At 68.3% G+C, this 14,610-nt stretch carries 12 protein-coding genes; 5 read left to right on the top strand and 7 right to left on the bottom strand.

What is annotated here, in order from left to right:
* Positions 1 to 26 precede the first annotated feature (26 nt).
* The 7 genes from BN976_RS13345 to BN976_RS13375 all read right to left on the bottom strand — a co-directional run bounded on the left by BN976_RS13345 (position 27) and on the right by BN976_RS13375 (position 8,389).
* Complete coding sequence (locus BN976_RS13345) at positions 27 to 944, bottom strand: acyl-CoA dehydrogenase family protein (RefSeq protein WP_011782101.1); 918 nt, start codon at positions 942 to 944, stop codon at positions 27 to 29.
* A complete protein-coding gene (locus tag BN976_RS13350; RefSeq protein ID WP_036371188.1) occupies positions 941 to 2,119 on the bottom strand; it encodes an acyl-CoA dehydrogenase family protein in 1,179 nt (392 codons plus the stop codon). The genes BN976_RS13345 and BN976_RS13350 overlap by 4 nt, the downstream gene beginning before the upstream one ends.
* A 9-nt stretch (positions 2,120 to 2,128) precedes the next feature.
* Complete coding sequence (locus BN976_RS13355; protein ID WP_036371190.1) at positions 2,129 to 3,274, bottom strand: CaiB/BaiF CoA transferase family protein; 1,146 nt, start codon at positions 3,272 to 3,274, stop codon at positions 2,129 to 2,131.
* A gap of 36 nt (positions 3,275 to 3,310) precedes the next feature.
* Positions 3,311 to 4,258, bottom strand: coding sequence for an SDR family NAD(P)-dependent oxidoreductase (locus tag BN976_RS13360; RefSeq protein ID WP_036371459.1), 948 nt, complete (start codon positions 4,256 to 4,258; stop codon positions 3,311 to 3,313).
* The gene (locus tag BN976_RS13365; RefSeq protein WP_036371194.1) at positions 4,251 to 6,092 is read right to left on the bottom strand and encodes a flavin-containing monooxygenase; all 1,842 of its coding nucleotides are present in this window, start codon (positions 6,090 to 6,092) and stop codon (positions 4,251 to 4,253) included. The genes BN976_RS13360 and BN976_RS13365 overlap by 8 nt, the downstream gene beginning before the upstream one ends.
* Before the next feature lie 69 nt (positions 6,093 to 6,161).
* The gene (locus tag BN976_RS13370) at positions 6,162 to 7,535 is read right to left on the bottom strand and encodes an aromatic ring-hydroxylating oxygenase subunit alpha (protein WP_036371197.1); all 1,374 of its coding nucleotides are present in this window, start codon (positions 7,533 to 7,535) and stop codon (positions 6,162 to 6,164) included.
* Positions 7,535 to 8,389, bottom strand: coding sequence for an SDR family NAD(P)-dependent oxidoreductase (locus tag BN976_RS13375; protein ID WP_011782107.1), 855 nt, complete (start codon positions 8,387 to 8,389; stop codon positions 7,535 to 7,537). Before BN976_RS13375 ends, BN976_RS13370 begins: the two co-directional genes overlap by 1 nt.
* Positions 8,390 to 8,528: 139 nt before the next feature.
* Here BN976_RS13375 and BN976_RS13380 point away from each other — a divergent pair, with 139 nt between their 5' ends.
* Genes BN976_RS13380 through BN976_RS13400 form a run of 5 tightly spaced genes read left to right on the top strand, consistent with a single transcriptional unit; the run spans position 8,529 to position 14,605 of the window.
* On the top strand, positions 8,529 to 10,118 hold the full coding sequence (locus tag BN976_RS13380) for an SMP-30/gluconolactonase/LRE family protein (RefSeq protein ID WP_011782108.1): 1,590 nt from the start codon (positions 8,529 to 8,531) through the stop codon (positions 10,116 to 10,118).
* Positions 10,115 to 10,858, top strand: coding sequence for a GntR family transcriptional regulator (locus tag BN976_RS13385; protein WP_011782109.1), 744 nt, complete (start codon positions 10,115 to 10,117; stop codon positions 10,856 to 10,858). Before BN976_RS13380 ends, BN976_RS13385 begins: the two co-directional genes overlap by 4 nt.
* Entirely contained in the window at positions 10,855 to 12,384 is a 1,530-nt protein-coding gene (locus tag BN976_RS13390; protein WP_036371199.1) for an AMP-binding protein, read from the top strand. Before BN976_RS13385 ends, BN976_RS13390 begins: the two co-directional genes overlap by 4 nt.
* A complete protein-coding gene (locus tag BN976_RS13395) occupies positions 12,375 to 13,139 on the top strand; it encodes an SDR family NAD(P)-dependent oxidoreductase (protein ID WP_011782111.1) in 765 nt (254 codons plus the stop codon). The genes BN976_RS13390 and BN976_RS13395 overlap by 10 nt, the downstream gene beginning before the upstream one ends.
* Positions 13,136 to 14,605: an acyl-CoA synthetase gene (locus BN976_RS13400; protein ID WP_011782112.1), complete on the top strand. Its 1,470-nt coding sequence runs from the start codon at positions 13,136 to 13,138 to the stop codon at positions 14,603 to 14,605. The genes BN976_RS13395 and BN976_RS13400 overlap by 4 nt, the downstream gene beginning before the upstream one ends.
* The last annotated feature ends 5 nt before the right edge of the window (positions 14,606 to 14,610 follow it).

Below are 14,610 nucleotides of genomic sequence, written 5' to 3' on the forward strand. Positions count from 1 at the left end.
TCCCGTCCGGCTGCGACGTCGCGCGCTCATATGAACAGCCCTGTCAGGCCGCGACGCCCGGCGACCCTGGTGAGGTGGTCGCGCGTCGAGGACAACCCGAAGGGCAGCCGGCGCAGCGGCAGGCTGTAGCGCGACAGCCAAGACAGCGTGGTCTCGTCGCAGAAGCCGACCGCACCGTGCAGTTGGTGGCACACCCGGAAGACCACATCGGCGGCCTCGATGGCGGCCATCCGCAGCGCGAGCGCGTCGTCGACAACGTGCGATTGGTCGGTGGCGATACTCCACAGGGCGTGCTTGGCCAGGATGTCGACCCCGCTGCGCTCCACCTCGGCATCGGTGAGCTGGAACTGCACACCCTGGAACGACGACAGCGTCTGGCCGAACTGCTTGCGCAGACTGACGTGCGCGACGGTCAGCGCCACCGCGCGGTCGAGGATGCCCAGCAGAGTCCAGCACGGCAGCACGAGCGCCAACGCGACATCACGGGAACCGTCACTGTCGACCGGAGAGAGCTCCAGCTCCGCGACGAATCCCGGCCCCGTGACACCCTGCCCGGTCACCAGCGCCCGACGACCGTCGAGATCAACAGCTGCCCAACGTAAATCGAGTCCACCGAGCGCCGCCGCCGGACGCGGGCCGCCGACTACGACGAGCCCGTCGACGTCCAGGTCGGCGGGCTTGGCCAACCGTTCGGCGAGCGGATACGGCAGCGCCCAGTATCCCGCGCTGCGGCACAGCGCCGCTGCGGCCTCCAGCCCGTCGGCGTCCGTGCGCGGGTCGAGATCCCACGCGCCGAGGCCGTCGAGCACCGGGCGCACCAGACCGTGGCGGGCCGTGGGGTCGGCTTCGGCCTGCTCGACCAGCCGGTCGCCGCCGGCATTCTCGAATGCGTGCAGCGCCTGCAGGCCGTACTCCAGCGCGTCGTCGCTGAGATCCAGGATCATTTGACCGCTCCTCCTGACAGCATGGCGCGCGACAGCAGAATCCGTTGCATCTCAATGCTTCCCGAGGACACCGTGGACGCCTGCGAGTAGCGCCAGTGGTCCTCCACCTCGCCGAGGAACCACTGCGCTCGGTGGTCGTCGCGGCGCACCTCGGCCGCGATGTCCATCAACACCTCGGCGCTGTCCTGGTCCAGCTTGGTGACCGCGATCCGGTAGGCCGACGCGTCGCCCGGGGTGATGCGGCCGCTGCTCTGCAGCGCGACCACGCGGTAGGCCAGCAGCCGGGCCCGGCGGCAGTGGGTCAGCATCCCGATCCAGCGGCCCCGCAGCTCGGCCGGCAGTGAGTCCCACCTGTCTCCCAGCACGCCCGGCGCGGCGGCCAGCAGCCGTTCGCAGCGCGCATACCGCGCGATGCCGACCCGCTCGAACGCCATCACGTCCTGCACGATCGACCAGCCCGCATCGACGGTGCCGAGCACGTCGGCCTCGGTGACGCGCAGGTCGTCGAAGAACACCTCGTTGAGGTGGTGCGGCCCCAGCATGGTGCGGATCGGGCGCACCGTGATCGCCGGATCATCCATCGGCACAAGGAAAATGGTGAGGCCCTGCTGCTTCTTCTGTGTTGCGCCTTCTCCCACACGCGACGTGCGTGCCAGCAGGAAGCACCACTGCGCCATCGTCGCGTACGACGTCCAGATCTTCTGGCCGCTGACCAGCCAACCGTCACCGTCCTCGGCGCGACGGGCATAGGTGCGCAGCGACGCCAGGTCCGAACCGGCCTCCGGCTCGGAGAAGCCCTGGCACCAGATCACCTCGCCCGCGGCGATGGGCGGCAGGTGCCTGAGCTGCTGCGCCTCGGTGCCGTGGCGCATGATGATCGGGCCCACCCAGTTGACGCCCATGTACTGGGCTCCGCGTGGTTCGTGGTGTGCCCACATCTCCTCGCGCACCACCGTCTGCTCCCACGCCGACGCCCCGCCGCCGCCGAACTCCTCTGGCCAGGCCAGGCACAGCAGATTGCGTTCGGCGAGCGTGCGGCAGAACGCCTGCGCCGTCTCCAGGTCGGCTGGATCGTCGGTGAACGCCCCGAGAAAGCGCTCCGGCACACGCTCGTTCACGAGGTCCCGGAGTTCGCGACGCAGGTCCGACGCCCGCTTGCCCATGTCGAAGTCCATCAGTATCCCCTACCCACCCAGACCGAGTTCGTCGAGCACCGCCGCGGTGTCCGCGCCGAGTTCGGGCGCCGGTCCGCGCACCTTGCCCGGCGTGCGGGAGAACCAGGTCGGCACACCGGGAAACCTGACGGGGCCGTGCGGGGTGTCCACGGTTTCGAACAGGCCCACCGCGTTCAGGTGCGGATCGTCGAACAGCGCGTCGGGTGTGTTCAGCGGTGCGGCCGGAATCTCCAGCTCCCGGAACAGATCCAGCCAGTCTGCGGTCGTGCGTTCGGCCAGCGTCTCGGCGACCAGGCCGTACACCGTGTCGATCCGGTGGGCACGGGCTTCCAGTGTCGAGTACAGGTCAGAGGACCACGGCGGCTGCACCGCGTCGATGAACGCATTCCAGTGCTTGTCGTTGTAGATCAGCACGGCGATGTAGCCGTCCTTGGTGCGGTACGGACGACGGTTGGGCGCCACGGTGCGCGGGTAGACGGCCGGTCCCAGTGGGGGGTCGAACATGGCACCGTTGGCATGTTCGACCAGCATGAAGGAGGCCATCGTCTCGAACATGGCGACCTCTACCTCCTGGCCTTCCCCGGTTCGTTGCCGATGAAACAACGCCATCGTCGTCGCGTAGAGCGCGGTCAGGCCGGCGACCTTGTCGGCCATGATGGTGCCGACGTAGTCAGGTTCTCCGGTGAGCTGCTGCTGCACGGCCGGGATGCCGCACTCGGCCTGGATGGTGTCGTCGTAGGCCGGGCGGTCGCGCTCGGGGCCGCGCCTGCCGTAGCCGTAGCAGTTGGTGTAGACGATCGACGGGTTGACGGCGGCGACGTCGTCGTAGCCGAGACCGAGCTTGGCTATCGCCTTGGCGCGCATCGAGTGGATGAAGACGTCGGCGCGTTCCACCAGCGCCCGCACCGCGGCCCTGCCCTCGTCGGAGCGCAGGTCCAGCACGACGCTGCGCTTGCCGCGGTTGACGTTGACGAACACCCCGCTCATCCCCGGCACGGGCCCGACCGAGATGAACCGGGTGTTGTCGCCCTCGGGGGGTTCCACCTTGATGACCTCGGCACCCATGTCCGCCATGATCTGGGTGCAGTAGGGGCCCATCACCATGGCCGTGAGGTCGACGACGCGGATGCCCGCCAGCGGTCCGTTCTCAGCCATGGACCACCCCTGGTGATTCGCTCTTCGCGCAAGCGCTCATCGTGATCTGCTCTTCGCGCAAGCGCTCATCGCCGCCGCCTGGCTGGCCATCGCGAAGCTGTAGCGGATGTGGTCTCCGTGCCCGTTCGGCACCACCGGGAAGGTGAGCGACTCGGACCGGTCGCGGATCGCGTCGATGTTCTCGGCGACGTCGGCGATCGTCCACGACGGCCGGTACACCCCGCGTGTCTCGGTCACCGCGGCGGTGGCGACACGGCCGGCCAGCGCGACGAACATCTCCCCTGTGACCGAACAGGTTTCGTGAGCCAGGTAGCCCACGACGGGGGCGACGAGTTCGGGCCCCATCGGCGGGTAGGCCGACGTGTCGATACCGGCGGCCATCCGGGTTACCGCGGCAGGCACGATGACGTTGCTCTTGACGTCGTGCGCCGCACCCTCCATCGCCGCGACGTGGGACAGCCCGATCACGCCGGCCTTGGCGACGGCGTAGTTGGCGACCTCGTGGTTGCCGTAGAGCCCGCCGATCGACGACGTCAGCACGATCCGGCCGTAGCCCGCGTCGCACATCGAAGGAAAGGCCGGCCGCACGACGTGGAACGCGCCGCGCAGATGCACGTCGAGCACGGCTTCGAAATCGTCGTACGTCATCTCGGCCAGCGGCGCCCGCCGCACGATGCCCGCGTTGTGGATCAGGATGTCGACGCCGCCGAAACGTTGCTGCGCGTCAGCGATGATGGCCCGCCCCCCTTCGGGGGTGGCGACGCTGTCGGTGTTGGCGACGGCTTCGCCTCCCGCCGAGGCGATCTCGTCGACGACGGCCTGGGCCGGGCCGGTATCGGCACCCTCACCGTCGAGGGCGCCACCGGAGTCGTTGACCACCACCTTGGCGCCGTCGGCGGCCAGCATCAGCGCGTATGCGCGGCCCAGGCCGCGGCCGGCGCCGGTGACGACGGCGACACGGCCGTCGAAACGCAGGTCAGCCACGGAGTTCCAGGCCTTCGAGGGCACCTCGGGCCCGCCATTCGGCGATCAGCTCGTCGAACGCGTAGAAGCCGGGCGAGTAGAAGTCGCCGAGGAATGCGCCGTTGCCTTCCTTACCACCGCGGCCCTCGTTGTTGTAATAGCCCGGGGTGCAGGATAATTCGAACGCAGAGTTGTCGATCGCCAGTTCCCGGACGGTCGACACCCAGTTGTCCTGACCCTCCTGGCTGGGCTCGACCGTCGTCGCCCCCCGGTTCTGTGCCTCGGCGATGATGTACGCGATGTGCTCGGCCTGCTGCTCGAACATCGCGGTGGTGTTCGCCGACACCCCGCCCTGGATGAAGCCCATGAAGAACTGGTTCGGGAATCCGCGGCTCGTCATCCCGTGCAGGGTCTTGTAGTCGTCGCGCCAGTGTTCGAAGAGTGAGAGGCCGTCCCGACCGACGATGCGGTCGATCGCATACCGGCGGCTGATCTCGGTCGAGATCTCGAAGCCGCTGGCGAAGATGACGCAGTCGACCTCGTACTCGACGCCGTTGGCGACGATCCCCTTCTCGGTCAGCCTTTCCACGCCCTTGGATTCGGACACGTCGACGAGTGTCACGTTGGGGCGGTTGAAGGTGGCCAGGTACTGCTCGCTCGAACACGGCCGCTTGCACATGAACCGGTAGTACGGTTTGAGCGCCTCGGCCGTCGCGGGATCCTCGACCACGGCCGCGACGCGGCGCCGCAGCCGCTCCATGATCTTGTAGTCTTCCTCTTCCCGGAACGCCATGATCTGTTCGATGGTCACCGCGGCGGGATCGGGGCTGGCCGCGATGCGGGCCGTCAGGTTGCGGCCGAGCTCGGTCCAGAAGTCGCACACCAGATCGGGCTCGCCGAACACGACGCCGACGAACGGCGACCAGTTGTGGAAGTTGCGCTTGCGCTCCTCCTGCCAGCCCGGCCGCAGCGAGGCCGCCCATGCCGGGTCGGTGGGTGTGTTGACGCGTTCGTCCACCGACGACGGCGTTCTCTGGAACACGAAGAGCTGCTTGGCGTCTCGACCGAGATGCGGTACCAGCTGGACACCGGTGGCGCCGGTCCCGACGAGCGCGACACGCTTGTCGGCCAGCTTGTGCAGGCCGCCGTCGGCGTCACCGCCGGTGTAGTCGTAGTCCCAACGGGCGGAGTGGAACACATGCCCGGCGAAGTCTTTGATGCCGGGGATACCGGGCAGCTTCGGGCGGTTGTAGGAGCCCTGAGCCATGACGACGAACCGGGCCCGGATGTCGTCGCCGCGGTCGGTGCTGATCCGCCACCGTTGCAGGTCGTCGTCCCACTGCAATTCGCGCACCTGGGTGGAGAACAGCGCTCCGTCGTACAGCCCGAAGTGCTTGCCGATGTTGCGGCAGTGCTGGAGGATCTCGGCGCCGTCGGCGAACTTCTTGCTCGGGATGAAACCGAGCTCTTCGAGCATCGGGATGTAGCAGTAGGCGTCGTTGTCGCACTGGATTCCGGGGAACCGGTTCCAGTACCACACACCGCCGAAGTCGCCGGCCATCTCGATGACCCGGATACCCTCGACACCGGCCTTCTTCAGGTAGGCGCCCGCCAGCAGCCCGGCGAAGCCTCCGCCGAGGATCACCACGTCGACGTCCTCGGCGATCGGATCACGCTCGGTCACGGTGGTGTAGGGGTCGACCTCATAGAACTCGGCGAAGTCGCCCTCGAGCTCCAGGTACTGCGAGCCGCCTTCCGGACGCAGCCGCTTGGCCCGCTCCTGCGCGTACTTCTCGCGAAGCGCCGGGATGTCGATGTCGGTGGGCGTGTCGGTCGGCCCGCACGGGGTCTCCATAACTCTCCTCTCCTGGTGATTTCGGTGTAGTTGGTCTCGGTGAGCGTGACCAACTACACCGAAATCGCTCTACAGCTCGCGGGGTTCGCCGGCTCCCATGTACTTGGACAGTTGGTGATGCAGGTTGACGGTGCTGCGCTCGCGGTACGGGTTGGGCAGCGTGCCGGGGAACCCCGCCGACTTCATGCCCTGCTGCACGGCCGCCATGTTGGAGAAATCCTGCGGCAGCACCGACAACCAGTTCGGCGAATCCTTCGGCGTGTAAACCCATTCCGTCTCGGGCTCACCACCCTTCGGATACAGCTCGAACACGGCGACCTCGAAGATGCACTTGTTCGGGTCGTAGCTCGGGTCGGGACGCGCGCTGTAGCACAGCGCGCTGGTCAGGCCCTGGCCGATCTGGAAGTTCGGGAAGATCTGCCACGCCGTCCCGCTCTGGCCCAGGATGTCGGGCGGGATGGTCGGCCAGATCACGCCGCGGGCTTCGTCGTCGCGTCGCGCCGAGGCCAGCCAGTGCTGCAGCACCTGGTCGGCGGGCGTGCCCTCGGGTAGTTCGTCGACCAGCCGTTTGGCGGCGTTCACCAGCGTCTCGGTGGTGGTCGCGTTGGTCTCTTCCATGGTGTAGACCTGCATCTCGGCGGTCGAGATGCGCGGATCTCCGGTGCCGAGACGGATCTTGGACTTGGTCTCGTCCATCCCCTTGGGCGCGTCGTAGCCGATGTTGCTGTGTTTGCCCTGCGCCTTGGCCCAGCCCTTGAACTCACCGAACCGGTTGAACTCCGGATGCGTGGTGAAGACGTGGTAGGTCTCGTTGAAGGCCTCCAGCGCCACCTTCCAGTTGCAGTCGAAGTAGAGCCATTTGCGCCACTTGTAGCGCATGTTCTCCAGGCCGAACGGGTCGAGGATCTTGGCGGCCGGGAACAGGTAGTCGGCCAGCGGTTCACAGTCGGGGTCCATGTTGACGAACAGCCAGCCGCCCCAGGTGTCGACCCGCACCGGCGCCAGATGGGTGTTGCGCGGGGTCAGCTTGCCCTTCCAGTCGTCCTGCTCGCGGATGTGGGTGCAGGTGCCGTCCAAACCGTATGTCCAACCGTGGAATCCGCACACGAAGGACTTCCGCGCGCGACCGACGGCGTTCTTGCATCCCTCGGGGGTGTCGACCAGGCGGCGGCCCCGGTGCATGCAGACGTTGTGGTGTGCCGCAAAGGTGTCCGCGCTCGTTCGTACCACGATGATCGAGTCGTCGAGGATGTCGTAGGTCAGGTAGCTGCCGACCTCCGGGATCTCTTCGACGCGGCCCACCTGCTGCCACACCTTGCGCCACAGTCTGTCCCGTTCGGCGCGGGCGTACTCCTCGGAGATGTACGCCTCGACCGGGATGGTCATCGACTCGGACAGCTCCTCGGCCGCGTCGATTTCGGGCTGGTTGTCGAGATCGGTCATCAGATCCTCCTAATGGATTCTCGGAAGGACTCGTCTTTGAGGAACAACGACGTGTTGTCCGCGGCCAGGTGGCTCCACTTCAGGTTCAGTCCGCCGTCGACCAGCAGGGTCTGCCCGGTGATGTAGCTCGACAGGTCCGACAGCAGGAACAGGATCGCGCCGGCCTGCTCCTCCGGGGTGCCGCGCCTGCCCATCGCGATGGCGGTCCGGTCCCGTTCGGGGTCTTCGTCGACGTAGGTGCGCGACGCCGCGGTCTCGGTGACACCGGGGGCGACGGCGTTGACCCGGATGTCGTCGAGCGCCAGTTCGACGGCCATGGTGCGTGTCATCGCGACGATCGCGGCTTTGGCTGTCCCGTAGGCGATGTGGAACGGCGCGGTGTTCATCCCGCTGATCGAGGACACCGAGACGATCGAACCCCTGAGGCCTCGGGTGCGTAACTCGCTACCGACGGCCTGGCTCATGAAGAACGAGGTCTCCAGGTTGGCCGCGAACAGCGCGCGCCAGTCCTCGCGGGTGACACGGGTGGACGGCATCCAGGTCGCGGGTGCGGCACCGCCGGCGATGTTGACCAGACCGTAGAGGTCACCGTCGGTGCGACGCACGTGGTCCAGCACCGTCGCGATGCCGTCGTCGGTCGACGCGTCGGCGGCCACGGGTACGACGGACAGCCCCTTCCGTGCCAGTGGGACGACGTGCTCGTCGAGGTTGTCCTTCGAGCGGCTGACCGCGACGACGGTCGCGCCGGCCTCGGCGGCCAGTCGGGTGACCGTCGTGCCGATGCCGCCGCCGCCCGCGCCGGAGACGACGACGATGCGACGGTCGAGACGGATGGAGATCCCGGTCCCAGACACGCTAATTGTCCGGACAAATAATGATGCTCTGCATATTGCAGAACACTATTCCCCAGCATTTATCCCACCGTCAAGGGTGCTTGCGCCGCCGGTATGACCCTATTGTCTGGACTAGTGACGCTTGCTAACGTCCGAAGTCATGACTGCCCGGTACGCCGCGCCCGACCCGTCCGCCGCCGACGGATGGCAGCTCCGCAGGCTGACCGCGCCGAGCCGCCTGTTCGGGGCCAACGGGCTGCGCACCGGCCCCGACGGGCGCGTCTACGTGGCCCAGGTGACCGGCAGCCAGATCAGCGCGCTGGATCTCGCCTCGGGGGAACTGGAGACGGTCAGCGCCAGGGGCGGCGACATCATCGCCCCCGACGACGTCGCCTTCGGTGACGACGGCACGCTGTTCGCGACCGAGGTGATGGACGGCCGGGTCAGCGCCCGCGACACGGCGGGACGCACCAGGGTGCTGCGCGACGACCTGCCGTGCGCGAACGGCATCACGGTGCACCGCGGCAGGTTGTTCGTCGGCGAGTGCCGCGACGGCGGTCGACTGATGGAACTGCCGCTCGACGGCGGTGCGCCGCGAATCCTGCTGGAGAACCTGCCGTCGCCGAACGCGATGGAGGTCGGACCGGACGGGCTGCTCTACTACCCGCTGATGACGGCCAACGAGATCTGGCGGGTGGACCCCGACGGGGGCGAACCGCAGCGGGTGGCCGCAGACCTCGGGGTCCCCGATGCGGTCAAGTTCGATCCCGACGGTTTCATCGTGTCCACCCAGGTGGCCAGCGGCCAGGTGCTCCGCATCGATCCGCGCAGCGGCGAGAAAACCGGTCTGGCGCAACTGAACCCGGGGCTGGACAACCTGACGTTCGTCGGCGACCGGCTGTTCGCGTCCAACTTCACCGGTGAGATCACCGAGATCCTGGCCGGCGGGCAGACGTCGACGCTGCTGCCCGGCGGGCTGAACTGGCCGCTGGATCTGACCGTCGCCGACGGGCGCCTGTACGTCGCGGACGGCACCTACTTCTACGAGGTCGGGCCGGACGGTGTGCTGCAGACGGTCGGGATGTTGTTCTCGCCCGGGTATCCGGGCTTCCTGCGGGGGGTGACGGCCGTCGGTGCCGCCGAGTTCGTCGTCACCACCTCCGGCGGACAGGTGGCCCGATACCGCCCGGCAGACGGTGAAACCGACTTCCTGGCCACCGATTTCGACCAGCTCTACGGTGTCGACGTGGACGGCGACGGCACGATCGTGTTCGCCGAACTCGGCACGGGGCGGCTGCTCGCGCTGCGTTCGGGCGCCGTCGAGACGCTGGCATCCGGACTGCGGGAGCCGGTCGGCGTCGCGATCGATGCCGACGGGGCGCCGCTGGTGGCCGAGTCGGGTGCGGGCCGGGTGGTCCGCGTCGGCCCCGGCGGGGTGGACACCGTGGTCGACGGCCTGCAGCGTCCACAGGGCCTGCATGTGCGCGGCGAGCGGCTCTACATCGTGGACGCAGGGGCCGGGGAACTCGTCGAGTTCGACCTGGCCACAGAACCTTCGCGGGCCCGCACCACCATCGCCGCCGGCCTTCCGGTCGGTCCGCCGCCCGGGGTCGAACCCAAACCACTGAAAGGGATGCCGCCGTTCTCCGGTCCACAGGGGCCGTTCGCCGGTGTGACGTCCGGGCCCGACGGCACGCTGTATGTGTCGGCCGACGGCGACGGCAGCGTCCTGGCGGTTGCCCGGATATGACCGCCACGGCCGGTGATCACCGCTACCTGCAGGTGGCGCGCGCACTGCGCAAGGAAATCGTCGACGGCATCTATCCGGTGGGCTCGCAGTTGCCCACCGAGCACGAACTGTGCGAGCGGTTCGCCGTCAGCCGCTACACCATCCGCGAGGCGCTGCGCCGGCTGCGCGACGACAACCTCGTCGAATCCCGGCCCCGGGCAGGCACTCTGGTGGTCCCCCGGCCCAGCACGAACTCATATGCCCAGGATGTCGTGTCGATCGACGATCTGCTGGCGTTCGCCCAGGGTGCGCAGTTCTCGATCGAGACCAACGGGATGGTCACGGTCGACGATGCGCTCGCCGAGCGGACCGGGCTGGCCCCGGGCTCGGAATGGTTTGCGGTGAGCGGATACCGGCGCGCCGATGACGACACGGCGCCGATCTGCCGGACCGAGTATTTCATCAACCGCAGCTTCGCCGCGGTGGGCCGACTGCTGCAGCGCCACACCGGCCCGATCTTCCCGCTGATCGAGGACCTGTTCGGGGTCAGCATCGTCGAGGTGCATCAGGAGATCTCGGCGGTGGTGCTCGACGCCGACCTCGCCGCACACCTGCAGGCCGAGGTCGGCGCCGCGGCACTGCAGATGCAGCGCACCTACACCACCTCCGACGGCGAGATCGCCCAGGTGACCGTCAACACCCACCCGTCGTCGAGGTTCCGCCATTCCATGACGATGCGCAGGGTCAGGGACACTGCGTGACCACGCTGGCCGACGCACTGCGGGACGCCGCCCGGGACACCCCGGACCGGATCCTGCTGCGCGACGATGAGGCGTCGCTGAGCAGCGCGGAGTTGCTCTCTGCGGCAACGAGTCTGGCCCATGCCCTGGTGCGGCGAATGCCGGTGGGCAGTGTGGTGTCCTTCGCGGTTCCCAACTGGCACGAGGCGGCGGTCATCTACCTGGGCGCGACGCTGGCCGGCATGGTCGTCAACCCGATCCTGCCGTCCCTGCGTGAGCGCGAGCTGTCGTTCATCCTCGCCGATGCCGGCAGCCGCGCCATCTTCATCCCGCAGACGTTCGGCGGTCACGACTACGCGGCGATGCTGGACCGGGTGGTCGCCGGCCTGCCGTCGCCGCCCGAGGTCGTGGTCGTCCGCGGCGAGCCCCGCCGCCCGGCGCTGACCGATCTGGTCTCGGAGCCGCGCGACGGCACTCTGCCTGACCTGGATCCGGCAGCCACCCGGATGATCCTGTACACCTCGGGCACCACCGGACGGCCCAAGGGCGTACTGCACAGCCACAAGTCGCTGGGCGCGTTGATCGCACAGCTGGGCCGCTACTGGCGCATCGACCCGGGCGACACGTTCCTGGTCCCGTCCCCGATCGCCCACATCGGCGGGTCGATCTACGCGTTCGAGTGCCCGCTGCTGCTGGGCACACAGGCGGTGCTGATGCAGCGCTGGGATCCCGACGCCGCGGTGGCGCTGATGCTGCGGCACCGGTGCACGCACATGGCGGGGGCGACACCGTTCCTCGACGGGCTGCTGGCGGCGGCAGAGCGGGCGGGCACCCGGCTGCCCGACCTGAAGGTGTTCATCTGCGGCGGGGCGTCGGTCCCGCCGTCGCTGATCCGCCGCGCCGCCGACTACTTCGACAAGGCGGCGGTGAGCCGCGTCTACGGGTCGACCGAGGTGCCGGTGACCACGGTCGGATCGCTGGACGACGTCGACCGGGCCGCCGACACCGACGGCCGGCCGGGCATCGCCGACGTCACGCTGGTCGACGGGGAGATCCGCGCCCGCGGACCGCAGATGCTCACCGGATACCTGCATCCGGAGGACAACCGCGAATCCTTCGACGCGGACGGGTTTTTCCGCACCGGAGACCTGGGCCGCCTCACCGACGACGGCTATCTCGTGGTGACCGGCCGCGCCAAGGACCTCATCATCCGCAACGGCGAGAACATCTCCCCCAAAGAGGTCGAGGACATTCTCGTCACGCATCCACAGATCGCGGAGATCGCGATCGTCGGTATCCCCGACCCCCGCACCGGGGAGCGGGCCTGCGCGGTGATCGTCGCCGCCGATTCGGCCGCTCCGGACGTGGCCGAGATCAGGGACTTCCTGGTCGCGCGCGGCGTCGCGAAGTTCAAGGCACCTGAGCGGGTGGTGGTCGTCGACGCGCTGCCGAAGAACGATGCGGGCAAGGTGCTCAAGCACGCCATCCGAGCTGTGCTTCTGGAAAAGCCGCGCCGACCTGACGAAGGAGTCATGACATGCAGGTAGCGATCGTCACCGGCGCCAGCAGCGGCATCGGTTTCGGCTGTGCGACAACGCTCGCCGAGCAGGGTATGGCGGTGCTGGGCACCGGCCGGGACCCCGGCCGGCTGGCCGCGCTGGAGAAGTCCTCGGACCGGATCGCGACGCTGGCGGTCGATCTCACCGACGACGACGCACCACAGCGCATCGTGTCTGCGGCCCTGGAGCGGTGGGGGCGCATCGACTTCCTGGTCAACAACGCCGGGATCGGCAGCCCGAAACCGTTGCACGAGACCGACGACGAGACATTGGACCGGTTCCTGGACATCATGCTGCGGGCACCGTTCCGGCTGGCGCGCGATGTGATCGTACACATGCAGCCGGGTTCGGCGATCATCAACATCACCTCGACGTTCGCGGTTGTCGGCGGGCTGCGCGGAGGTGCGTACTCGGCGGCAAAGGGCGGGCTCACCGCGCTGACCACCCACATCGCTTGCCAGTACGGGGCACAGGGCATCCGGTGCAACGCGGTGGCGCCCGGCGTCACGCTGACGCCGATGGTGGCCTCCCGGTTGGAGGACGAGCGCTTCCGCAAGATCAACACCGAGATGACACCGCATCAGCGACTCGGCCGCGTCGAGGACGTCGCGTCGACGGTGGCGTTTCTGTGCTCGGAGGGGGGCAGTTTCATCAACGGGCAGACGATCGTCGTCGACGGCGGGTGGAGCACTACGAAGTACCTGTCCGACTTCGCGCTCAACGCTCACTGGGTGGAACGGTGAACCTGTTCGCCCTCCTCGACCAGACCGCGGCGCGCCACGGTGACCGCGGCGCGGTGTATCACGGTGAGCGACTGGTCCATACGTGGTCGTCGCTGCGCGAGCGGGCGCTGCGGCTCGCGTCGTCGTTGCGGGAGTTCGGGCCGGGCGCGCGGATCGCGGTGGCCAGTGAGAACAGGCCCGAGATCGTCGAGTTGATGTTCGCGATCTGGGCGGCCGAGTGCGTGTTCGTTCCGCTGAACTACAAACTGCATGTCCGGGAGATGGAGCAGATCCTGTCCGATGCCGGCGCGGCGCGGGTGTTCACGTCGCCGAAGATCGGCGCGGAGCTGGCACCGGTGGCGTCGACCGGGATCGAGATCATCGGCGCCGCGGAGTACGAGAGCCGTTGCGCCGCCATGCCTTCGCCGGCCCCGCGGGACACCGACCCGGCGTCGCCGGCCTGGCTGTTCTACACCAGCGGCACCACCGGTAGGTCGAAGGGCGCGATGCTGTCACATCGCAACCTGATGGCGATGACGGTGTCGCACCTGGCCGACTTCGACTGCCCCGACGAGAACTCCAGCCTGATCCACGGCGCCCCGATGTCGCACGGATCGGGACTGTATGTGCCACCGTATGTTTCGCGTGGCGCGCGGCAGGTGGTGCCGGCGTCGGGCACGTTCGACCCGGACGAGTTCCTCGACCTGTGCGAGAGCCATCCCGGCTGCAGCGCGTTCCTGGCGCCGACGATGGTGGCGAGGCTCGTGCAGACGGGCCGGGCCTGCCCGGCCAATCTGAGGACGATCGTCTACGGCGGGGGCCCGATGTACGTCGACAGCCTGAAGAAGGCGATGGCGGCGTTCGGCCCGGTCTTCGTGCAGCTCTACGGGCAGGGCGAGGCGCCGATGACGATCACCGGGCTGCGACGCCGGGATCACCTCGACGCGCCCGACGCGGTGCTGGGGTCGGTCGGGTACGCGCGCTCGGGCGTCGACGTCGCAGTGCTGGGTCCCGACGGGGCCCCCGTGGCGGTCGGCGAGATCGGCGAGATCGTCTGTCGCGGCGATGTGGTGATGTCGGGGTACTGGCAGAACCCGGAGGCGACGGAGGCGGCGTTGCAGCACGGGTGGCTACGCACCGGGGACATGGGCTCGTTCGACGCCCACGGCTTCCTGACCCTGCGGGACCGGTCCAAGGACGTGGTGATCAGCGGCGGCAGCAACATCTACCCCCGCGAGGTCGAAGAGGTGCTGCTGGAACATCCGGGCGTCGTCGAGGCCGGTGTGGTCGGGGCGCCCGACGAGGAATGGGGCGAGGTGGTGGTCGCCTTCATCGTCGGCGCGGCATCGGCCGCCGATCTGGACGCGCACCTGCTGGAACGCATCGCGAGGTTCAAGCGGCCGAAGCGGTACGAGTTCGTCGACGAGCTACCGAAGAACAGCTACGGCAAGGTGCTCAAGCGGGAATTGCGCGCCCGGCTCGGCTAGGCGTC

The organism is Mycolicibacterium austroafricanum (genome assembly GCF_000612725.1).
Lineage (GTDB): Bacteria > Actinomycetota > Actinomycetes > Mycobacteriales > Mycobacteriaceae > Mycobacterium > Mycobacterium austroafricanum.